Source organism: Variovorax sp. GW821-FHT10D07 (assembly GCF_059415325.1).
The window spans coordinates 18,340-39,309 of sequence record NZ_JBWKMZ010000023.1 but is presented as its reverse complement, the minus strand read 5'-3'; the positions used below and the strand labels follow the sequence as shown (position 1 = coordinate 39,309).

Annotated in this window: 21 protein-coding genes; 9 read left to right on the top strand and 12 right to left on the bottom strand. The window is 70.9% G+C overall.

What is annotated here, in order from left to right:
* Positions 1 to 15: 15 nt before the first annotated feature.
* Positions 16 to 996, top strand: a complete 981-nt coding sequence (locus AC07PU_RS39170) for a LysR family transcriptional regulator (protein ID WP_495323267.1) — start codon at positions 16 to 18, stop codon at positions 994 to 996.
* Here AC07PU_RS39170 and AC07PU_RS39165 read toward each other — a convergent pair.
* The 5 genes from AC07PU_RS39165 to AC07PU_RS39145 are packed head-to-tail and all read right to left on the bottom strand — an operon-like array spanning position 993 to position 6,006.
* Positions 993 to 1,475, bottom strand: a complete 483-nt coding sequence (locus AC07PU_RS39165; protein WP_495323266.1) for a MarR family winged helix-turn-helix transcriptional regulator — start codon at positions 1,473 to 1,475, stop codon at positions 993 to 995. The two genes, AC07PU_RS39170 and AC07PU_RS39165, sit on opposite strands and share 4 nt — an antisense overlap.
* 51 nt (positions 1,476 to 1,526) lie before the next feature.
* Entirely contained in the window at positions 1,527 to 3,863 is a 2,337-nt protein-coding gene (locus AC07PU_RS39160) for a penicillin acylase family protein (RefSeq protein ID WP_495323265.1), read from the bottom strand.
* Entirely contained in the window at positions 3,860 to 4,252 is a 393-nt protein-coding gene (locus AC07PU_RS39155) for a Rid family hydrolase (protein WP_495323264.1), read from the bottom strand. Before AC07PU_RS39155 ends, AC07PU_RS39160 begins: the two co-directional genes overlap by 4 nt.
* A gap of 49 nt (positions 4,253 to 4,301) precedes the next feature.
* Positions 4,302 to 5,003, bottom strand: coding sequence for an aspartate/glutamate racemase family protein (locus AC07PU_RS39150; RefSeq protein ID WP_495323263.1), 702 nt, complete (start codon positions 5,001 to 5,003; stop codon positions 4,302 to 4,304).
* A gap of 13 nt (positions 5,004 to 5,016) precedes the next feature.
* A complete protein-coding gene (locus AC07PU_RS39145; RefSeq protein ID WP_495323262.1) occupies positions 5,017 to 6,006 on the bottom strand; it encodes a Bug family tripartite tricarboxylate transporter substrate binding protein in 990 nt (329 codons plus the stop codon).
* A 108-nt stretch (positions 6,007 to 6,114) separates the two neighbouring features.
* Between AC07PU_RS39145 and AC07PU_RS39140 the strand changes: the two genes are divergently transcribed.
* Positions 6,115 to 7,161 (top strand): helix-turn-helix transcriptional regulator, encoded by a 1,047-nt coding sequence (locus AC07PU_RS39140; RefSeq protein WP_495323261.1) that lies wholly within the window; start codon positions 6,115 to 6,117, stop codon positions 7,159 to 7,161.
* An 80-nt stretch (positions 7,162 to 7,241) separates the two neighbouring features.
* On the opposite strand, the gene AC07PU_RS39135 is transcribed toward AC07PU_RS39140, so the two are convergent.
* Positions 7,242 to 7,646, bottom strand: a complete 405-nt coding sequence (locus tag AC07PU_RS39135) for a hypothetical protein (protein ID WP_296786950.1) — start codon at positions 7,644 to 7,646, stop codon at positions 7,242 to 7,244.
* A 194-nt stretch (positions 7,647 to 7,840) separates the two neighbouring features.
* Here AC07PU_RS39135 and AC07PU_RS39130 point away from each other — a divergent pair, with 194 nt between their 5' ends.
* Both AC07PU_RS39130 and AC07PU_RS39125 read left to right on the top strand, forming a co-directional pair.
* Positions 7,841 to 8,158: a helix-turn-helix domain-containing protein gene (locus AC07PU_RS39130; protein WP_495323260.1), complete on the top strand. Its 318-nt coding sequence runs from the start codon at positions 7,841 to 7,843 to the stop codon at positions 8,156 to 8,158.
* Positions 8,155 to 9,381 carry a type II toxin-antitoxin system HipA family toxin gene (locus AC07PU_RS39125; RefSeq protein ID WP_495323259.1) on the top strand — a complete coding sequence of 409 codons (1,227 nt, stop codon included), beginning with the start codon at positions 8,155 to 8,157 and terminating at the stop codon, positions 9,379 to 9,381. The genes AC07PU_RS39130 and AC07PU_RS39125 overlap by 4 nt, the downstream gene beginning before the upstream one ends.
* Before the next feature lie 16 nt (positions 9,382 to 9,397).
* Here AC07PU_RS39125 and AC07PU_RS39120 read toward each other — a convergent pair whose 3' ends face one another.
* The gene (locus AC07PU_RS39120; protein WP_431513002.1) at positions 9,398 to 10,033 is read right to left on the bottom strand and encodes a TetR/AcrR family transcriptional regulator; all 636 of its coding nucleotides are present in this window, start codon (positions 10,031 to 10,033) and stop codon (positions 9,398 to 9,400) included.
* 96 nt (positions 10,034 to 10,129) lie between these two features.
* Between AC07PU_RS39120 and AC07PU_RS39115 the strand changes: the two genes are divergently transcribed.
* The gene (locus AC07PU_RS39115) at positions 10,130 to 10,705 is read left to right on the top strand and encodes a peroxiredoxin-like family protein (RefSeq protein ID WP_495323258.1); all 576 of its coding nucleotides are present in this window, start codon (positions 10,130 to 10,132) and stop codon (positions 10,703 to 10,705) included.
* Between the two features lie 19 nt (positions 10,706 to 10,724).
* Here AC07PU_RS39115 and AC07PU_RS39110 read toward each other — a convergent pair whose 3' ends face one another.
* Positions 10,725 to 11,633, bottom strand: a complete 909-nt coding sequence (locus AC07PU_RS39110; protein WP_177239575.1) for a LysR family transcriptional regulator — start codon at positions 11,631 to 11,633, stop codon at positions 10,725 to 10,727.
* A gap of 141 nt (positions 11,634 to 11,774) precedes the next feature.
* Here AC07PU_RS39110 and AC07PU_RS39105 point away from each other — a divergent pair, with 141 nt between their 5' ends.
* From AC07PU_RS39105 to AC07PU_RS39090, 4 genes are all read left to right on the top strand, one after another.
* The gene (locus AC07PU_RS39105) at positions 11,775 to 12,326 is read left to right on the top strand and encodes a cupin domain-containing protein (RefSeq protein WP_209542178.1); all 552 of its coding nucleotides are present in this window, start codon (positions 11,775 to 11,777) and stop codon (positions 12,324 to 12,326) included.
* A gap of 20 nt (positions 12,327 to 12,346) precedes the next feature.
* Entirely contained in the window at positions 12,347 to 13,180 is an 834-nt protein-coding gene (locus AC07PU_RS39100; RefSeq protein ID WP_495323256.1) for an alpha/beta fold hydrolase, read from the top strand.
* Positions 13,181 to 13,224: 44 nt separating this feature from the next.
* A complete protein-coding gene (locus AC07PU_RS39095; RefSeq protein ID WP_495323255.1) occupies positions 13,225 to 14,211 on the top strand; it encodes a Bug family tripartite tricarboxylate transporter substrate binding protein in 987 nt (328 codons plus the stop codon).
* Between the two features lie 86 nt (positions 14,212 to 14,297).
* Complete coding sequence (locus AC07PU_RS39090) at positions 14,298 to 15,530, top strand: MFS transporter (RefSeq protein WP_495323254.1); 1,233 nt, start codon at positions 14,298 to 14,300, stop codon at positions 15,528 to 15,530.
* Between the two features lie 6 nt (positions 15,531 to 15,536).
* On the opposite strand, the gene AC07PU_RS39085 is transcribed toward AC07PU_RS39090, so the two are convergent.
* From AC07PU_RS39085 to AC07PU_RS39070, 4 genes are all read right to left on the bottom strand, one after another.
* The gene (locus tag AC07PU_RS39085) at positions 15,537 to 16,694 is read right to left on the bottom strand and encodes a PepSY-associated TM helix domain-containing protein (RefSeq protein WP_495323253.1); all 1,158 of its coding nucleotides are present in this window, start codon (positions 16,692 to 16,694) and stop codon (positions 15,537 to 15,539) included.
* A gap of 10 nt (positions 16,695 to 16,704) precedes the next feature.
* On the bottom strand, positions 16,705 to 19,101 hold the full coding sequence (locus tag AC07PU_RS39080; protein ID WP_495323252.1) for a TonB-dependent siderophore receptor: 2,397 nt from the start codon (positions 19,099 to 19,101) through the stop codon (positions 16,705 to 16,707).
* A 122-nt stretch (positions 19,102 to 19,223) separates the two neighbouring features.
* Entirely contained in the window at positions 19,224 to 20,360 is a 1,137-nt protein-coding gene (locus tag AC07PU_RS39075; protein ID WP_495323251.1) for a FecR family protein, read from the bottom strand.
* Between the two features lie 70 nt (positions 20,361 to 20,430).
* Positions 20,431 to 20,952 carry an RNA polymerase sigma factor gene (locus AC07PU_RS39070; protein ID WP_495323249.1) on the bottom strand — a complete coding sequence of 174 codons (522 nt, stop codon included), beginning with the start codon at positions 20,950 to 20,952 and terminating at the stop codon, positions 20,431 to 20,433.
* Between the last annotated feature and the right edge of the window lie 18 nt (positions 20,953 to 20,970).

Sequence of the window (20,970 nt, the reverse complement as noted above, 5' to 3'; positions counted from 1 at the left end):
ACCTCAATGAAACTAATGATTCCTAGCACCACGCCCTCGTTGTCCCCCTCGCTGCTGGCATGGCTGCGCTGCTTCGACGCAGCCGCGCGCTGTTGCAGCTTCACCAAGGCGGCCGCGGAACTGCACGTCTCGCAGGGCGCAGTGAGCCAGCAGGTCAAGCGACTGGAGGACCGGCTCGGACACGTGCTGCTGCTGCGCACGCCCGCGGGACTGGCGCTGACGCCGCAGGGGGAGCAGCTCTACGCGGCAACGCGCGAGTCGTTCCGCAACCTCGCGAGCACCGTGCACCGGTTGCAGCTCGCGCATGTGGGCGAGCCGGTCAACATCAGTTGCTCGCCGTCGCTCGCCATGCTGTGGCTCACGCTGCGGCTGGGCAGCCTCTACCGCGCCAATCCGGACATGGCGTTCCGGGTGGTCGGAGAGTCCGACCGCGTCGATCCCTCGCGCATGTCGCGCGAAGGCATCGCCGCGGCGGTGCGGCTGGGTGCCGCGGGCAGCGAGGATGCGAAAGCGGTCGACCTGCTCGACGAATGGCTGGTGCCGGTGGCTGCGCCTAGCTTCATGCAGGCCCATCCCGAGTTGCGCAAGGCGAGCAAGCTCAAGGGTTCGCAGCTGCTGCATGCCGCGGACCCGGGGGAAGGCGGCGAGCCGACGGAGGAGTGGGCGCAGTGGCTCGGCGCCGTGGGCGTGGACATGGCGCCCTCGGCGCTGCGGCAGGGGACGCAGTTCAACCTGTCGCTGTTGGCGGTGCAGGCGGCACTGGGAGGCCAAGGCATCGCCATGGGGCGGCTGGCGCTCGTGCTGCACTACCTCACGTCGGGACGGCTGGTGCTCGCGTTCCGCCAGCGGGTGCTTTCCAACGCGACGTACCGCTTCATCGGCAGCCCTTCCCATCCCGCCACGCCGACCGTGCTGGCATGGCTGCTCGATGAGGCGGCGCGTTTCCGCCAGCAACGCGATGCCTACTTCGAGAATGCGGGCATCTCGGCGGCCTAGATCTGCCGCGCCAGCTCGAGCATGACCGTGCGCCAGGCCTGGCGCTCGCTTTCGCCGACCGACTTCAGCGCGCGCTCCATCGCCGCCGCCTCGTGCGCGGAAGCCTGGCGCTCGATGCGCGCACCCTCGCGCGTGAGCCGCAGCAGCTTGCTGCGATGCTCGTGCGGGCTGCGCTCGGCCAGCACCAGCCCCTGTTCCTGCAGATGCTTGAGCGGCCGGTGCATCGCCTGCTTCGACACGCCCAGCAGCGCGATCAGCTGGCCGACCGCGATGCCGTCGGTGCGCGCGATCGCATAGAGCATGCGGTGATGGACGCGCGACAGGCCATGGCCAGCCAGGAACACATCGGCCTTCGCGACCAGGCCGCGGAACGCGAAATGCATCAGCAGCAGGGCGCCGTCGTCGGCGCGTGCTTCCTTGAGGCCGGCTTGCGCCACCTGCAGCAGATCGAAGATGTTCTCGGGGCGGGGGGTTGCCATGGGCTGGGCGATCGGAACGAAGAGACGACGGCCCGCCAGTCTAACGACGCCTCACTCGCGCAACACCAGCCGCTCTAGCTTCGGATCGGCCGCGATTTCCGCCTCGGTGAACGGCGGCGTCACGAGCTGCTTGCGCGAGAACAGTGGCAGCTGGTCGTCGTGGTGCGGCGAAGCCGGGTCGGTGGACTGGCCGGCCGCCATCATCAGCCTGGCCACCAGCCGGCCCTGGTCCCAGGTCACGAGGTGCACGTAGGAGGTGCCCGCAATGATGACGCCGAAGCCCTCGCGACCGAGCGGCGCGCCGTCGAGCGCGTTGAGCACGCCCTGCTCGCCCGAACCGCCGTGCAGCGGCACGCGGCCTCGCGGCGTGGGGCGCGCGAGCATGTCGCCCCAGCGCTCGTCGCCACGCAGGCCCAGCGCCGCGAGCGCCTGCGCCGTGTCGCGCACCGCGGCGACGATGGCCGCGCTCACGGCCGGCGCGGTGGAGACCGGCCGCACGCGGTAGGGCCGCGCGCTGTCGTAGGGCTCGGCGTAGAGGCCCGGCACGGATGCAAGCCGCGGGCCCAGCTCATGGAACAGCAGCGCGCCGCGGCTGTCCACGTCGTGGCGCCGGTCCCAGGCCGAGAGGATGGCGCAGGCCGCCTGCACCTGCGCATCGCCCTTCGCGCCCGCGCAGGCCGCGAGCACCGCATCGAGCGTGGTTTCCGCCAGGTAGTTGCGGTTGTCGAACACCATGCCGAGCGCCTCGGCGCTGTCGATGCGGCCATCGCGCATACCGTCCTGGATCTGGCGCTGCGACATCAGCGTGCGCATGCCGGGTGGCGCCTTCGGACTGCCAAGCAACAGCGAATAGCCGTCGAGCTGCTGCCCCACCAGCGACAGGCTGTAGCTGTCGTTCGCGTTCTGCACGATGCTGCGCGTGGCGAGCGCCGGAATGCGGCTCGCGGGCGCGAGCTTCGGCCGGCCCTGCGCATCGCGCACGGCGCAGGCGCCGCGACGGCCATCGAGCGCGGCCGGCACCGTCATGTCGTCGGGCGGCGGCACGGTGGCGCAGCCGCGCAGCGCCGTATCGCCGATGTCCAGCAGCGGGCCCGACTCGATGTACATCGCGCGGCCCTGGCTGTCGCCCGCGATCAGGTGGGCGGTGATGCCGCGGTTGCTGGCCACCGCTTGCTCGAAGCTCGCGATGTCGCGCGCCTTCGCGACCGCGAGCATCTGGTCGAGCGCGCGCGCGTTCGCGATGCTGGGGTCGGTGATCGCATACCAGCCCGCGGCGCGGTCGCCATCGGCCGGCAACCGGTACAGCGGGCCGAGGTGCGACACGGGCAGCTCGTGCTGCTGCGTGGCCACGCTGCCATCGGCCTGGCGCACGCGCAGCGCCACGCGCTTCGTGCCGAGATCGCGGCGCTGGCCGTCGACCGTGTACGAGGGCTTGTCGCCGTCGCGCACGTCGAGCGCGATCAGCAATGGATAGGTCACGGTCGACGGCGCCTCGATGCTCCACGCCAGGTGCTGCGTGAAGCCCGAGAGCGGCAGCGGCAGGCCGAGGAAGTCGGCGCCCATCACGTCGATTTCGCCAGGGATGCTCAGGTGCATCTGGTGCATCAGCAGCCAGTGGCCCTGCCACAGCGTGTGCGGGTTCGCGACCATGATCGATGCACCGGTGCCCGTGGCCTCGGCGCCGAAAGCCCAGGCATTGCTCGCCATGCGCTGCGCGGGCGGACGGTCTTCGGCGACCTTGGCGACGGCGGGCGCGCCCAGTTGGTCCCAGGTCGAGGCCGCGGCATAGGGCGCGACGGCCAGCGCCTTCCACAGCGAGTTGACCTGCATCGTGGCGCGCACCACGTCGCTGGCGCGCATCTGCGGCGGCGCCGCGCCCTGGCAGGCGGTGGTGGCGGCCTCGGCGCCGATGTCGCGCAGCCGGCGGTTGAAACCGGCCGCATAGCCCTCGGCGAGGCCGCGCGCATCGGCCGAGAGATTGCGCCATGCGGCCTCGACCTCCTCGTCAGACAGTTGCACGCGGTAGAACAGGTCGCTGTTCAAGTTCGAGGTCTGCAGGAACGCGACCAGCGATGCACCGTCGGGACTGAAGCGTTCGGAACGCTCGCCACGCAGCGTGATCACGCGGTCGGCGAGCAGGCACAGATGGTCGCGCGCCACCGCATAGCCGTAGCCGTAGCCAAGACCCGCGTAGTCGGCGGCCTTCACGTGCGGCAGGCCGTACTGCGTCCAGCGAACTTCCGCGCTGTACTTGTCCGGCGTTGCAGGAGGATTGCCGCCGACGGGGCCGGGCAGAAAACCGCCGCCGCTCCCGTCGCCGCCGCAGGCCACAATCGCGCCCGCGACCACGGCACCGCACGCCAGCGCGCGCAGCAGCGGCGTCTTCACCGCGCGCCTCCGCCGGCACCGTGGCTCTTGCGCGCGATCACCTGCATCTCGACCCAGGCCTTGGGCACCGCGATGCCAGCCAGCATCGCGGTGCCGGTGGGCTTGGTCGGCAGCACTTCGGACAACGTGCGCACCACCGCGCCCAGGTGCTCGGCGCCCGCGACGATCAAGGTGTAGTTGACGATCTGGTCGAGCCGTCCGCCGCAGGCCGCGAGGTAGCGCTCGATGTTGCGCATCATCAGCCGGGTCTGGTCCTCGGCGCTCTCGGCGAGCTGCTGCGTGTCGTAGTCCATGCCGATGGTGCCCGAGACGAAGATCCAGTCGTCGTCGAACAGCGCGCGGCTGTACGGTGCATTGACGAAGGGCAGCGGGAACTCGGCGGTCTGCATGCGGTGTCTCTCTTTCTGGCGATGGAATGAACGAAGGGAAGGAAAAAAATCAGGTGCGGAGCATCTCGCGCACGATGGCGCGCGCATGGATCTCGGTCGCATCGAAGATCGGTGCGCGGCAGCGCAGCCAGGGCCTGGCGTAGCTCAGTTCGGAGCAGCCCAGCACCACGCCCTCGGCGCCGCGCGCCACCAGCGCGTTGCACAAGGTCGAGACCATCAGGCCCTCGTCACGGCCGGCCTCGCCGCGCGCCAGCGGCCCGAAGATCGCGGCATCGAGGGTGCGGCGCTGGGCCGCGTCGGGCAGCACCAGTTCGAAGCCCGCGCCCTCGCCGAGCAGGCGGCCGAAGAAGGGCGCGTCGAGCGCGAAGCTGGTGGCCAGCACGCCCAGGCGGCGCAGGCCCGGCTGCTCGGCGGCGACGGCATCGCCGGTCTCGCGCGCCACGTGCACCAGCGGCACGACGGCCGCGGCCTGCACCTCGTCGGCCGCGAAGTGGCCGGTGTTGGCGAGGATCGCGATCAGCTCGGCGCCCGCGGCGCGCGCCTGCCGCGCGGCCGTCTCCATCTGCGCGCGCGCATCGGCCGGCCGGCCCGCGGCCATGGCCGCATGGATGCAGGCGAAGTCCAGGCTCACGATCACGCAGCGCGCCGAGTGCAGGCCGCCGAGTTCGCGCTGCACGCCTTCGTTGAGCAGCTTGTAGTAGCCGAGCGTGGAGGGCCACGCGACGCCTCCGATCAGGCCCGCGACTTTCATGATGGGAAGGCCCTCAGTCGAGCTTGAAGCCGAGCCGGCGGATCACCGGCGCATAGCGCGCCAGGTCGGCGTCGATGCGCGTCGCGAGCGCCTGCGGCCCGGTCTGGGCCGCGGGCTCGAAGCCGAACACCAGCAGCTTCTCGACCACGTCGGGCTGGCGCAGCGCCCAGTCCACGCCTTCGCTCACGCGCGCCACGATCTCGGGCGGCAGGCCCCTGGGCCCGACGATGCCGAACCAGACCGAGAAGTCCACGCCCTTGTAGCCCAGCTCCTCGAGCGTGGGCACCTCGGGCTGGCCCGAGAAGCGCCGCGCCGACGCGAAGGCCAGGATCTTCGCGCGGCCCGCCTTCGCGAACTGCACATAGGGCGCGATGCCGTCGAAGGCCGCGTCGATGTCGCCCGCGACCGTGGCCTGCGCGACCTCAGCGCTGCCCTTGTAGGGCACGCGCGTGCTCTGGATGCCGGCGCTGCGGTTGAACTCCTCGAGCGCCATCTGCGACAGGATCGCCGCCGCGCCGATGTTGACCTTGCCGGGCTCGGCCCGGGCACGCTTCACGAGCTCGTGCACGTCGGCCACCGCGCCCGGCACGCCGGCGCGCACGATCACCGCGTTGGGCGAGGTGATCGCGAGCGCCACCGGCGCGAAATCCTTGCGCGGGTCGTAGGGCAGGCGGTTGTAGAGCGAGGGGTTGAGCACGAAGGTCTGGTCGATCGACCACAGCAGCGTGTAGCCGTCAGGCTGCGCCTTCATCAGCTCCTGCGCGCCGATCAGCGTGTTGCCGCCGGGCTTGTTGTCGACCACGATCTGCTGGCCGAGCCGCTCCTGCAACTTCGCTGCGATGAGCCGCGCCGTCACGTCGGCGCCGCCACCCGCCACGAAGGGCACCACCAGCCGGATCGGCCGCGCGGGCCAGGCGGCCTGGGCCGCCGACAACGCCGGCAGCACCAGCGCCAGGGAGGCCGCCGCAAGCCCCAGAAACCGGCAGACACGTCGCACATTCATACCTAAACTCCGCGCTCCATCAAAGTATTGCAACGCTAACGCCGCAGGGCAGGGTTTTCTATGCCGATCCGCTCGCAGACTGTGCCGATCCCGTCGCTGCTCCCGGCCATGCCCCCGGGTGCGCTGCCCGAGGACGACTTCAACGCGGCCCTGATCCGGCTGCCGGTCGAGCGGCCGCTGGCGCTCGCGGGCCTGCACGACGGCGCGAGCCGCGAGGTGCGCTGGCCGCGCGACGGCGGCCGCATCCTGCGGCTGCGCACCATGCCCTGGGAAGGCGCGAGCGCGCTGTACTTCGACTTCCGCCTCAACGACGACCTGCACGTGCAACTGCCGCCCGGCGACGAGCTGCTGGTCACCTTCTTCCTGGCCGGCCACGTCACGGGCGAGATCGGCAGCGCGCAGGGCCGCGCGCTCGATTTCCGCGTCGACCGCGCGCTGCTGCGCACGCCTAACCGCGACGGCGGCTACCTGATCCACATCCCGGGCGCCTGCCGCAACAACTTCGTGCAGTTCCGGCTGCGGCGCGCGCTGCTGCCGCGCTGGCTGCAGGCACTGGGCGTGCAACTGCCGGCGCGGCAAATGGCCGAACTCGTGGACCGCGACGACGGCCGCGTGCTGTGCAACGCCGCGCTCACGCCGCGCGTGCGCGACTGCCTCGCGCGCATCCGCGACGAGCCCGCCGACCAGCCGGCCTTCGTGCCGCTGTTCCATGCGCGCGCGACCGAGCTGCTGACCTGCGTGCTGCTCGACCTGCACCAACTGCTGCGCCCCGCGCGCTCGGGCGCCGAGGAAGGCGCCGACGACGCCGAGGCCACGGTGCGCCGGCTGCGCGCGCTGGTCGGCGAGGCGCCGGCACGCGCCTGGTCGGTCGACGAGCTCGCGCAACGCGTCGGCCTGCGCACGCCGCGGCTGCAGGCACAGGTGCGCGCGGCCGCGGGGCTGTCAGTGCATGGCCTGCTGGTAGACGAGCGGCTCGCGCTTGCGGCGCGGCTGCTGCGCGACACGCAGCTCGGGGTGCAGGCGGTGGCGGCCGAGGCCGGGTGGGAATGCCACGGGCGCTTCAGCGCGGCGTTCCGGCGCCGGCACGGCATGGCACCGCGCGACTACCGGCTGCGGCACGCGCCGACGGTCGACGCGGGGCCGCGCAGGCACTGAGCGCTTTCAAGCGCGCCGGCGCGAGACCCACATCGGGTGGTGGCCTCGCGCGATCGAACGCGACCCGCGTCTGCTCGCTCTCAGATCTTGAACGAACGCAGCGCCTTCAAGGACTCCGACTTCGACGGCAAGGCCTTCATGGCACGCGCCTTGAACGGCAGCACCTTCGAAGGCAGTGCCTGGAGTGCCTGCCAGCGCGAGGGCGGCGAGCGGCGCGCATAGACCAGCGCCGCGATCAGGCCCAGGCCCGTGAGCGCGGCGCCGCCCCATGCGACGGCGGGGCTGTGCAACGCGCGGCTGAGGGCCGAGCGCTGACGCTCGGGGTGCGCGGGCGTGCCGGAAGCGGCGCGCTCTAGCGGGGTGATGGCGCGTGCGGTGTTGGGGTTTTCCTCGCCTTCGAGGACGGCCCGCGAAATCTCCAGCGGCGTCAGCTCTTCTGCGCTCGGTTCGGACAGGGACCGGGGGGTGTTCGGCTGGATCGTCATTGAAATCTCCGCTTTGCTGATGTGTTGAACGCCAGCCTCTCCCACGCGGGCCGCGGTCGCCTAAGGCGAGCGCCCGGCATTCGCGTAGGCGAAAGCCGCATGCCCGGCCAGTCCGTCGACAGGGACACCATTTGAATTGCAAGAACCACTAAAATGGCTCTTATCTGTGAAAGCACGACATAAAGACCATAAGAATGGCATTTGCTCTGGCACCCGCTACCGAAGTCCTGCAGGCCCTGGGCCAGCGCGTGCGCGCGCAGCGGCTGGCCCAGCAAGTACCTCAGCGCGAGCTGGCCCAGATGGCCGGCCTCTCCCTGGGTGCGGTGCGCAAGCTGGAAAGCAGCGGCCAGACCTCGCTGGAAACCCTGGTCCGCGCGGTACAGGCGCTTGGCCTGGTGAATGAGCTGGAAGACCTGTTCGTGCTCAAGCGCCAATCCATCGCCCAGATGGAGCAGGCGGAAGCCGTGAGCCAACGACAGCGGGCCACACGCCGACGAGGAAGCCGTTCATGAAACAGCTGGCCGTCCGCTACTGCGGCTGGGGCGAGGACTGGCCGCTGGGCCGGCTGGCCGACGACGGCCACACGCTGCTGTTCGAGTACGCGCCCGAAGCGCTGGGACAAGGGCTGGAACTGTCGCCGCTGCACCTTCCCTTGCGCGCCACGGCCCATGGCGGTTTCCCGCAGCATCTGCACCGCCTGCCCGGCCTCATCGCCGACAGCCTGCCCGACGGCTGGGGGCTGCTGCTGATGGACCGGCTGTTCCGCCAGCAGGGGCTGCGCCATCCCGGACCGTTGGATCGCCTGGCCTTCATCGGCGACCGCGCCATGGGCGCCCTGCGCTTCGTGCCGGCCACCCCACCCGATGCCGAAGAGCCGGACTGGAACCTGCTGGCATTGGCGAAGGAAAGCGAACGCGCCCTGGCCGGGGAAGCGGGCGCCGCCCTGCGCGAACTGGCGCTGACCGGTGGTTCCCCGCAAGGCGCGCGACCCAAGGCCCTCGTGCAGTACGACGCGGCGTCGGGGCACGTGAGCACGCGCAGCGACGCCCCGGGCGAGCCCTGGCTGGTGAAGTTCCCTGCCCAAGGCGAGCACAAGGAGGTCTGCGCCATCGAGCAGATGTATGCGCAGCTCGCGCGCGACTGCGGGCTGGAGATGCCGGCCAGTGCATGGTTCGATCTGTCGCCCGCGCTGGCGGCCTTCGGCGTGGCGCGCTTCGATCGCGAAAAGGGATTGCGCGCGCCGGTGCAAAGCCTCGCGAGCCTGCTGCATTTGGACTTCCGCATCCCGGGCAGCACGGACTACACCGCCTTGCTGCGCGCCACGCGCTTCCTGACCCGCGACGAGCGCGAGGTCGAGAAGGCCTATGCGCGAGCCGTCTTCAACGTGCTGTTCCACAACCGCGACGACCACCCGAAGAACTTCGCGTGGCGCCTCGAACGCGATCGCCGCTGGCGGCTGGCGCCCGCCTTCGACCTGAGCTTCAGCGAAGGCCCGATGGGGCAGCACCACATGGACATCTGCGGCGAAGCCCGTGCCGTGGAACGGGGCCACCTGATGCGTCTGGCCTCGGAAGGCGGCGTGCCAGCGGCTGCGGCCGAGGCAACCCTCGAACGGATGCTCGCGCAGGCCGAGACCTTCGCGCAACGCGCGACCGACTGTCCGATCCGCCGAGCGACGGTGCGGCAGATGAAAACGACGGTCGACAAGTCCCGCGCGCGACTCGTGCGCGCTTGATGCGGTACCCGCGCAATCAACCCGCCTCCAACCCCGCCAGCAACAACCGAAGACTCGCCTGGAATTCATCCTCCGCCGTACTCCGCATCGCGGCGGAAGCCACGCCGATCAGTTGCGGAAAGCGATCGGCCGGTAGCGCGCGGAAACGCGCAATGGTGTCCTCGGCCGATTCCGCCGCCTGCAGCGACAGCGGCCCCGCCAGTTCGGCCTGCGCCATGCCCGTGACCAGCGCGGAGATGGCCCGGAAGGCCACCAGCAACCGCGTGCCCGAACGACCGCTGCGCGCCAGCGCGGCCAGCAGCGCCTCGGCCACTTCGAAGGTCGCGGGGGCGCGGCTGCGGCGGGTCAGGATCAGCGGAATGGCGTGGGGATGCGCACGCACCGCGCGCCACAGCGCGGTGGCGATGGCGCGCACCTCGTCGCCCCATGCGGCGTACGGCCCGCGATCCCAGGCCACCTCGGCGAGCACCGCCTCGATCACCAGCAGATCGATCGCCTCGCGCTGCGGCACGTAGTTGTAGAGCGTCATCGCGCCCGTGCCCAGCTCGGCCGCGAGCGAGCGCATGGAGAGGCCGGCGAGGCCCTCCCTGTCGAGCAGGCGCAGGGCGGCAGCCTGCAGTTGCGCATGCGTGAATCTGGCGGGTCGGCCCATCGCTGCTCCATTGACTTTCTTCGGACGGGACGATTATAGTTGTTTACGTACATCGTACGTATTTGAATCTTTCACCGCCTTCCAGCAAGGAATCACATGAAGCTCACCCCGGGTTCCATCGCGCCGGCACTCGTCGCCCGAACGATCCTCGGCCAGTCCGTCCGCATACCGAGCGACGGCGCGCCCTACCTGCACCTGCAGTTCCGCCGCTTCGCCGGCTGCCCGGTGTGTAACTTCCACCTGCGCACGATGAGCCTGCGCCAGCCGGAGATCGCCGCGGCCGGCGTGCGGCAGCTCGTGTTCTTCCATTCGTCGCCCGAGGAGATGCTCGAGTACCAGGCCCAGCTTCCCTTCGACTGCATCGCGGATCCGACGAAGCGGTACTACCGCGCCTATGGCGTCGAGACCTCGTGGCGCGCGGTGCTGCATCCCGGGGTGTTCTGGAGCGGCCTGCGCTGGGTGCTGTCCACCGGCCGCTTCTATCGCAGGGCCGAGAACGGCATCCTGGGCCTGCCGGCGGACTTCCTGATCGACGCTCGGGGCCGCGTGGTGGCCTGCAAGTACGGCCAGCATGCGGACGATCACTGGGAAGTGGACGACCTGCTGAAGCGGGTCGGCGATGCGATGGCCCCGCCGGTGTCCAGCGCGCCGCGCCCGGGCGCCGTCGGCTGAGCACCGCCCGGAGCGCGGCTCAGGCGTCGCGCGCGCAAGCCAGCATCAGCTCGCGCAGCCACTCGTGCGCCGGCGAATGGTCGGTGCGCGGATGCCAGACCATGCGCACGTCGAACAGCGGCAGGTCCAGCGGCAGATCGAAGGCCTCGACCTCGGCCATGCGCGACATGCGGCGCGCGAGCCGCGCCGGCACGCTGGCCACCATGTCGGAGGTCTCGAGCACGAAGGGCAGCGCGAGGAAGCTGGGCTTGATCATCTGCACGCGCCGACGCAGGCCGTGCGGCTCGAGCGCGGCGTCGATCTGCACGTTGTAGATCTGGGATGCGTCGGGTTCGATCGTCACGTGCGGCAGCGCGCAGAACGAGGGCACGTCGAGCGCCGCGCCATGCACCGGGTGCGAGCGCGCGGCCAGGCCCAGGAAGCGGTCGGAGAACAGCTTGCGGCCCTTGACGTAGGCGGGCGCGTTCGGGAAGTAGGTCAGCGCCAGGTCGAGCTCGCCGGCCGCCATCATCTCGCCGAAATGATGCGGGTTGGTCTGCAGCATGTGCACCCGCACGCCCGGCGCCTCCTGGCGGATGCGGCGCATCACCGAGGGCATCATCAGCAGGTCGATGTAGTCGATGACGATGAGCCGGAACACCTGTGTCGAGGTCGCGGGGTCGAAGCGCACGGGCTCGGTCAGGCGCTCGAGCGCGGCGATCGCCTCCTGCACGCGCGGCCACAGCACGAGCGCGAGCTCGGTCGGCATCCAGCCGGTGCCGGCGCGCATCAGCAGCTCGTCGCCCAGCAGGTCGCGCAGCTTGGCGAGCGAGACGCTCATCGACGACTGGCTCATCTCGAGCCGCTCGCCCGCGCGCGTGACGTGTCGCTCGCGCATCAGCGCATCGAAGGCACGCAGCAGGTTCAGGTCGAGGTCTTGCAGCTTCATCGGGGGCGATAGCGGGGCGCGGGCGGGTAAACCCGCATGGATCATCACGAACGCGATACCGGGCATCGGCGGCTTCGATGGACCGCGCGGCCGCGGCCTCGAATACTGGCGGCCATTATTCACTCCGCGAGAAAGATCGCCATGGCCATTCCCCAGATCCGTGTCACCCGCGAAGAGATGCGCCAGCGCGTCGCCTACTTCAAGGACCTCAAGGGCTTCGACGGCGGGCTGCCCGACAGCCGCCATCCGAGCGCCGAGCGCAAGCTCTACAACGCGGTGGGCTTCCAGCCGCCGCGCGGCAAAGGCGGCGACGAGGTGGTCTCGCCGGTCGGCGCGCAGGCGGCCGAGAACGCCGCCATCCGCATCAGCGAGGGCTTCAACCTCGGCTTCTGCGAAGCGAAGCCCGGCAAGGGCCCGATGATGCACAACCACGACACCAACGAGACCTTCATGCCGCTCACGGGCCGCTGGCGCTGTTCGTGGGAGCTCGACGGCCGCGAGGAATACTTCGACGTCGGGCCGTGGGACATCTTCTCGTTCCCGGCCGGCGTCAACCGTCGCTTCGAGAACATCACGCACGAGGAGCCGGGCAAGACGCACTTCCTGATGTTCGTGATCGGCGGCAACGCGCCCGAGGCGGACTTCACCGAAGAAGCCAAGAAGACGCTGCGCGAAGAAGGCCTGCTGGCCTGATGCGCGCGACGGCCCACCGCATGACAACGATCGCCGAAGACCTGCCCGCGATGCCCGAGGCCCTGCGCCGCTTCGTCGCCGCGCAGCCGCTGCATCGCTTCACCGACACGCGGGGTTTGGCCTGGTCGCTGCGCGACAGCGGCGCGCGCGGCGACACGGCCACCGCCGAGCCCCGGCCGCTGGTCCTGCTGCCGGGCGCGCTGGGCAACGGCGACAGCGCCTGGCGCATCGCGCAGGCCTTCGCCGCCGAGCGCCGCGTGCTGAGCATCACCTACCCGGGCGGCGTCGCGCCCGAGCTGCTCGCGCTCGGGCTCGAGGAGCTGCTGCGCGAACGGCGCACTGGCGCGGTCGCGCTCTGGGCCTCGTCGTACGGCGCCTGGTGGGCGCAGGCCTTCGCACTGCGTTTCCCTGATCAGGTGGCGGCGCTGTGGCTCGGCAACACCTTCGTCGACGGGCGCGACGTGACGCAGCATCCGCTGTTCGATGCGCTCTGGCTCGCGGCCAGCGACAGCGCCACCGTGATCGCGCGCTGGAACCAGGCGCTGCGCGCGCGGCCCGACGACCTGCTGCGCGCGGTGCAGCTGCACATGCTGCATGCCGGCCTGCCCGCTTCGGATTTCCACGGGCGGCTGCGCCAGGTGGCGGGCGCGGCCGAGCTGCCGGCACCGCAGGCGATCGCCAACACCGTGGTCTTCGAATGCGAGGACGACGCGATCATCGCGCCCGCGACCCGTGCCCGCGTGCGGGCACGCTATCCGAAGGCCCGCCATCTCGCGCAGGCGCAGGGCGGCCATTACCCGCACATCGTCACGGCCGAGCTGCTGGTCGAGCGCATGCGCGACTGGCTGCAATGACCACACCCATCACACCTGCATCGACCCACCCTGAGGAGTTCCCCATGCCCGTCTCTCGTTCCCGGCGCCTCGCGCTCCAGCGCCTGGGCCTCGCGGCCCTGGCCGCCACCACGGGCCGCGCGGCCTTCGCGCAGGCCGCCTGGCCCACCAAGCCGATCAAGCTCGTCGTGCCGTTCTCGGCCGGCGTGTCGCCCGACGTGGTGGCGCGCATCCTCAGCGAGCCGCTGGGCCAGGCGCTCGGGCAGCCGATCGTCATCGACAACCGCGCCGGCGCGGCCGGCATCATCGGCGCCGAAGTCGCGGCGCGCAGTCCCGGCGATGGCTACACCCTCTTCATGACCGTCAACTCGATCATGGGGATCAATCCCAACGTCTACGCCAAGCTGCCCTACGACACCTTCCGCGACTTCGCGCCCGTGACGCAGGTCGCGCTGGTGCCCTATGTGCTGATCACCGGCCCGACCCAGCCCGACGCCAGCCTGCGCGAGCTGCTGGCGCGCGCCAAGGCCAAGCCGGGCTCGGTCGACTACGGCTCGCTCGGCGTGGGCTCGGGCCCGCACGTGGTGATGGAGATGATGAACAACATGGCCGGCGTGCAGATGGTGCACGTGCCCTACAAGGGCAGCCCGCTGGCCGACGTGATGGCCGGCCAGATGCCGATCGCCTTCGAGCCCGCGACCACGGCGATCCCGCTGGTGCGCAGCGGCAAGCTCCGCGCGCTCGCGGTGACGAGCCCGAAGCGCAGCGCGCTGCTGCCCGAGGTGCCGGCCGTGGCGGAACTGCTGCCCGGCTACGACGGCGACGGCTGGCAGGGCTTCTACGTGCCGGCCGCCACGCCCCAACCCATCGTCGCGCGCTACAACCAGGAGCTCGTGAAGATCCTGCGCAACCCCGAGGTGCAGCGCAAGCTCACCGAGCTGGGGCTGGTGCCGGTGGGCAATTCGGTCGAGCAGTTCGGCGCGATCTCGCGCAGCGAGTTCGAGAAGTGGGGGCGCATCGCGAAGGCGAATCGGATCCGCATCGACGGTTAGTGCGGCCAATCGCGCCATCTTTGTTACTCCCCTCGCCGCGTGCACGGGGGTAACCTGAGCCCTCGTTGAACCCTCGAGGACTCACCATGACTTCCTGGCCCGATGCACTGCGCACCCACTACCGCTGGATCATCGTGGCCGCGGGCGGCGCCCTCGGCTGCGTGGCGATCGGCGGGCTGTTCTCGCTGCCGGTGTTCCTGCGGCCGATCGCGCAGGACACCGGCTGGTCGAGCACCGGCATCTCCACGGCGATGACGCTCGCCTTCGTGGCGCTGGCGCTCGGCAGCATCGCCTGGGGCGCCCTCAGCGACCGCGTGGGTCCGCGCCTCGTGGTACTGGTGGGTGCCGTGCTGCTCGCGCTCGGGCTCGCGCTGGCCAGCCTGGCGACGTCGCTGCTCGCCTTCCAGCTGCTGTTCGGCGTGGTCGTCGGCATCGGCGCGGCGGCGATCTTCGCGCCGATGATGGCCTGCGTGACCGGGTGGTTCGACACGCACCGCAGCCTGGCGGTGTCGCTGGTGTCGGCCGGCATGGGCGTGGCGCCGATGACCATGTCGCCGCTGGCGGCATGGCTCGTGCAGACGCACGACTGGCGCAGCGCGCTGCAGCTGATCGCGGCGCTGGCGGCGGTCACCATGATTCCGCTGGCCCTGCTGGTGCGTCGTCCGCCCGCGCTGCGGCAGGCCGCCTCCGCCGCGGCGCCGGAGGCCTCGCGCGAATCGTCGCTGTCCGTCGCGCAGGCGCTGCGCTCGCCGCCCTTCCTGATCCTGGTGCTGACCAGCTTCCTGAGCTGCGCCACCCACTCGGGACCGATCTTCCACACCGTGAGCTATGCGGTCACCTGCGGCATTCCGCTGATGGCCGCCGTGTCGATCTACAGCATGGAAGGACTCGCGGGCCTGGGCGGGCGCCTCGTGTTCGGGCTGCTGGGCGACCGGTTCGGCGCGGCGCGCGTGCTGGTGCTGGCGCTGCTGGCCCAGGCGATCGTGGTGCTGGGCTACGTGTTCGCGCGGCAGCTGGGCAGCTTCTACACCGTGGCCGCGCTGTTCGGTTTCACCTACGCGGGCGTGATGCCGCTGTTCGCGGTGATCGCGCGCGACAACTTCCCGCTGCGCATGATGGGAACGGTGATCGGGAGCACCACGATGGCCAGCAGCCTCGGCATGGCACTGGGCCCGGTGCTGGGCGGGCTGATCTACGACGCGTACTCGAGCTACACGTGGCTGTTCATCGGCGCGTTCTCGCTGGGCATCGGGGCCTTCCTGGCCGCTTTCGCGTTCACACGGCTGCCGCGGCAACGGCCGATCGCCGCGGCCGCCTGAACGGCGTCAGGCCGGCCTCTCGAACCGCTCCGCTCGCCCGGCGCGCTGCCGGCGCCGCGATACCCACAGATAAACCCCGCTCCCCAGCACCACGATCGTGATCAGGTCGAGCGCCGCCCAGATCAGCTTCAGCGGCAGCCCGCCGTAATCGCCGAAATGCAGCGGCCGCGACACCTCGAGCGCGCGCAGGTACCAGGGCATGCGCACGACGGTGGTCAGCGCGCCGGTGCGCGCATCGACCAGCACGGGGCTGAAGAGCCGGCTGGTCAGCGCGGTGTCGCCCTTCGTCCACAACAGGAAGTGGTAAGGGCTGCCGAAGGGATTGCCCGGGAACACCACGCTGGTGATGCGCATCGTGGGCACGGCCGCCTGTGCCGTGTCGAAAGCGGCCTGGGCCGAGGCCAGGTCCTCGAACTTCGGCGGCGGCTTGCCGGCGTACGGCGCGAGCATGGTGCGCACGTCGGTCAGTTGCCAGAGGCCGAACAGCGGCTTCGAGAGCTCGTTGATGAAGCCGGTCGCGCCCACCACCAGCGCCCACACCAGCGTGACGATGCCCAGCAGGTTGTGCAGGTCGAGCCACTTCAGCCGCGGCGAGCGCGTGTCGCGCACGGTGCCGAAGGCCAGCTTGCGCACGTAGGGCGCGTAGAGCAGCACGCCCGAGACGGTGGCGACGACGAAGCACAGCCCCACCACGCCGAGGAACAGCTCGCCCGCGAGCCCCGCGAACAGGTCGGTGTGCAGCGAGAGCACCACGTCCATGACACCGCGGCTCTGCGCGATCGGCAGCATCTGCTTGAGCTCGCGGCCGGTGTGCAGGTCGTAGCGGATGCGCCGCCGGGTCTCGATGCCGGCCGTGGCCGAAGGCCGCATGAAGACGGTGGCGTAGGGCTTGTCCTCGTCGAACACGACGAAGTCGGTGGTCCAGCCCGGCAGGCGCTCGCGCGCGGTCGCCACGATGCGGTCGATGCTCAGCGCCGGCGTGCCCGCGGGCACGGTGGCGGCGGGCACGCCGTCGTCGAACCCCTCTTTGATCTCCTCCGAGAAGATCAGCGGCAGGCCCGTGAGGCAGATCAGCAGCAGGAACAGCGTGCAGGCCAGGCTGGTCCACTTGTGGATGGCACTCCAGCGTTGCAGGGCCGTGCGGTGGCCGTCGCGCGCGTTCATGGCCCGGTGCCTACCAGTTGTACTTGAGCGTGGCGTAGACCGCGCGGCCCAAGCCGTAACGGCAGCCGATGGCCGAGCAGATCGAGATGTACTCCTTGTCGAACAGGTTCGAGACATTGAGCGCGGCCTTCAGCCCGCGCAGCGAGGGGTCGAGCACGCCGAAGTCGTAGCGGATCGCCGCGTCGAACACGGTGGCGCCCGGAATGAGCTGCGTGTTGGCATTGGTGGTGTAGGCCGAGCCGATGCGGCGCACGCCGCCGCCGATGCTCAGGCCCTTGAGCGCCTCGCCGCGAAAGGCGTAGTCGGCCCACAGCGAAGCCTGCTCGGCCGGCGTGCCGGCGAGGCGGTTGCCCAGCGTCGAGGTGGTGGTGGTCTTGCTGATCTCGTTGTCGAGATGGCTGTAGGACGCGCGCAGCTTGAGCTGCTCGCCGAGGTTGGCGACGGCCGAGAGCTCGATGCCGCGCGAGCGCACCTCACCGGTCTGCACCGTGAAGTTGGCATGCAGCGGGTCGGGCGTGCCGACGTTGCTCTGCCGCAGGTCGTAGGCCGCGGCGGTGAACAGCATGTCGGTGTTCGACGGCTGGTACTTGAGGCCGATCTCGGTCTGCTTGCCCTTGGTCGGCAGGAAGGCATTGCCGTCGAAGCCGGTGCCGGCCTGCGGCTGGAACGAGGTGGCGTAGCTGAGGTAGGGCGCGACGCCGTTGTCGAACAGGTAGAGCAGGCCGGCACGGCCGGTGAAGGCATCGTCGCGCTGGCGCGTGACGCTGCGCGCCACGTAGTTGTCGGTGTCGGTGCGCGCCCAGTCCTTGCGCACGCCGAGCTGCAGCCGCAGTCGGTCCCAGGCGATCTCGTCCTGCGCATACAAGCCGATCTGGCTCTGCTTCTGGTGCGCGTTCTGGAAGATGCCCGGCAGCGCGATGGCCTGGTTGTAGTTGGGCGCGAGGATGTCGAGCGTGGGCGCGTTGCCGAAGCGCGTGAGGTTGTCCCAGTCGAGGTGCTGGTAGTCGATGCCGGTCAGCAGCTTGTGCGCGAGCGCGCCGGTGCGAAAGCGCCACTCGGCCTGGGTGTCGAGCGTCAGCGTGTCGAGCTGCTCGTTGGCGGTGTAGGCCTGGCGGTTCATCGTGCGGTAGTCCGCCTGCAGCCCGAGGCCCTGCACCGAGCGGTAGTCGATGTCGAGGTGGCGATAGCGCAGGTTCTGGCGCACGGTGAGGTGGTCGTCGACCTGGTGCTCGGCGGCCCAGCCCAGCGAGTACTGCGTGCGCGCGAAATGCTCGAACGAGGACTGGCCGGTGTAGAAGCTGCGGTCGATGCGGCCATAGGGATTCGGCAGCAGGGTGCCCTGGTAGGGCAGCAGGTTCCAGAAGCCGCCCGAGGGATCGCGCAGGTAGTCGGCCATCAGCGTGACCTTGGTGCGCGCATCGGGCTGCCAGGTCAGCGAAGGCGCGATCGCGATGCGCCGCTCCTTGAGGTCGTTGACCTCGGTCTCGCTGTCGCGCACCACGCCGGCGATGCGCGCCGACAGCGTCTTGTCGGCATCGATCGCGCCGCCGATGTCGAAGGCGCCTTCCTTGAAGGCATTGCTGCCGTACTGCAGCTGCACCTCGCGCACCGGCTCCGGGCTCGCGCGCTTGCTCACGAGGTTGAGCACGCCGCCGGGCGAAGCCTGGCCGTAGAGCACCGACGACGGCCCCTTGAGCACCTCGACGCGCTCGAGCAGGTAGGGCTCGACCTTGGTCACCGACCAGGTGCCGGCGATGGTCTTGAGGCCGTCGAGGTACTGGTCGAGCGCGAAGCCGCGCGAGCTGATGGTGTCGAGCCGGTTGTCGGCGTCGTCGCTGATGCTCACGCCGGGCGCGAAGCGCAGGGTGGCGCGCACGGTCTGCGCCTGCTGCGCATCCATTTCCTCGCGCGTGATCACCGCGACCGACTGCGAGGTCTCGAGGATCGGCGTGTCGGTCTTGGTCGCGGTGGCGCTGCGCCGCGCCACGAAGCCGGTGGCCGGGCCCCAGGGCGACTCCTGTTCCGCGCCGGCCGTGACCGTCACCGCGGGCAGCGCCGAGGTGCCCGCCTCGCCTTCGCGCCGCACGGTGACGGCGCCGCCGTCGATGTCGGCCACGAGGCCGCTGCCGGCCAGCAGCCGGTCGAGCGCCTGGCGCGGCGTCAGCCGGCCCGACACGGCCGGCGCCGTGCGGCCCGCCACCAGCGCGGGCGACACCAGCAGCGTCACGCCGGTCTGGCGCGCGAGCTCGGTCAGCGCCTGCGACAGCGGCTGCGCGGCGACGGACACCTGCGCTGGAGCGCCGGCCGAGGGCTGCGCCCGCGCGGGCAGCGCGGCGGCCAGGGCCAGGCAGGCCGCGAGCGCGAACGGCAACGGGCGCAGCGGGAAGGACGAATCACGGAACGACATCGAAACGATCTCCAGGGGAACGACGCAGGGCCGGAATCGGCGCCTTTCCGATGAAGACGGATCGCCGCGCGCGATCCTGACGTGGAGTGAAGAAAAAAGTTGGACGGCGCGCCGGCGCCTCGTCAGTGCTTCGCCGCGACGATCTCGGTCGTGCCCTGCCGGCGCTCCAGCCGCACCGGCAGCACCTGCGGCAGGCTGCGCACGAAGTCGCCCATGCGCTGCAGGTCGACGCTGGCCGTCACCGGCAGCGCGGCCACGGCCGGGTCGTGCACCGCGATGCCGACGTCGCCATAGCGGCCGAGCTCGGCCAGCACCGCGGACAGCGGCAGGTTGTCGAAGCTCAGGCGATTGTCGCGCCACGCGGCGACGCCCTCGGGCGTGATCCGGGCAACCGGGCCGGGCCGGCCCTGCGCGTCGGCCGCCACGGTCTCGCCCGGTGCCAGCTCGATCGCGTTCTGCACGGCGTCGTTGCCGGCCGCCGCCACGCGCACGCGGCCTTCCTGCACCGCGACCTGCACCTCGGGACGGCCGATGGACGGCGTGTAGCGCACCGAGAAGCGCGTGCCCACCACCGTCACGCGCGTGCCGCCCGCGCGCACGTCGAAAGGCCGTGCCTTGTCGGACTGCACTGTGAACATCGCCTGTCCCTCGGCGAGGCGCACCTCGCGGCGACCGCGGTACAGGCTGACCTCGGCCGTGGTGGCCGTGTCGAGCCGCATCTGGCTGCCGTCGGGCAACGCCACGTCGAGCTGCTGGCCGCGCTGCGTCTGGTAGCGCTGCTCGAACACCGGCTCGCTGCGCCAAGCCTCCCAGCCGAACCAGCCGCCGCCCGCGGCCGCGAACACCGCCGCGGCGGCGGCGAGCGCGCGGCGGCGCGTGGGGCGCGGCGGGACCGGCGGCGTTGCGGGCGCAACGGGCACGGCGGCATGGGTGGCCGATTCCCCGGCCCGGTCGATCGCCACGCGCGCCTGCAGCCGTGCCGTGCCCGCCGCGGGCATCGCATCGATCGCCTCGCTCACGCCGGTCATCTCGTCGTAGGCCGCCTGGTGCGCGGGGTCGGCCCGCCGCCAGGCCTCGAACTCGGCGCGTTCCGCGGCATCGAGTCCGTCGCCGATGCGCACCGACCAGCGCAGTGCCTCGAACTCCGCGGGCGACAGCTCCTCGAGCAGTTCCTCGCCCGCGGTGTCGGGCACGTCCGGCATGCGCGCGCCATCGCGCGCCGGCATGCCGGGGGCGGTGGGGCGCGTGCGGTCGTTCATCGGGGTGCGGAAATTCGGTGTCTCGGCCTGGATGATGACGGATCGGCAGCGCCGATCCTGAGGCGGCGACTCAAATTTTCTCGGGCCGCGCGGGCATGGGCTCGGGCGCTTCGGTCGTGTCGCGCAGCCGCTTGCGGCAGGCCGCGACCGCGATCATCACGTGTCGCTCGACCATGTTGCGCGAGATGCCCATGCGCTGCGCCACCTCGGCCTGCGGCAGGCCCTCGATGCGGTGCAGCACGAAGGCCTCGCGGCAGCGCGGCGGCAGGTTCTCGATGGCCGCGACCAGCAGCCGCATGCGCTGCGTCGCCGCATAGGCCACCTCGGGGTTGTCGGCATCCGGCGCCGGCATCTCGAGCAGCACGTCGTCGCTGTCGTGCGCGCGCACGATCTGCTGGCGATGGTGGTCGACCAGCAGGTTGCGCGCGATCTGGTAGAGCAGCCCGCGCACCTCGACCACCGGCTGCGCGCCATGGCGCTCGAAGGCGGCGAAGCGCGCGTAGACCTCCTGCACGATGTCCTGCGCCAGCGCGCGGTCGCGCAGGTACCGGTTGCAGAAATTGAAAAGCTCCAGGTAATAACGTGCCGCCACGATGCACTCCAGCCACAC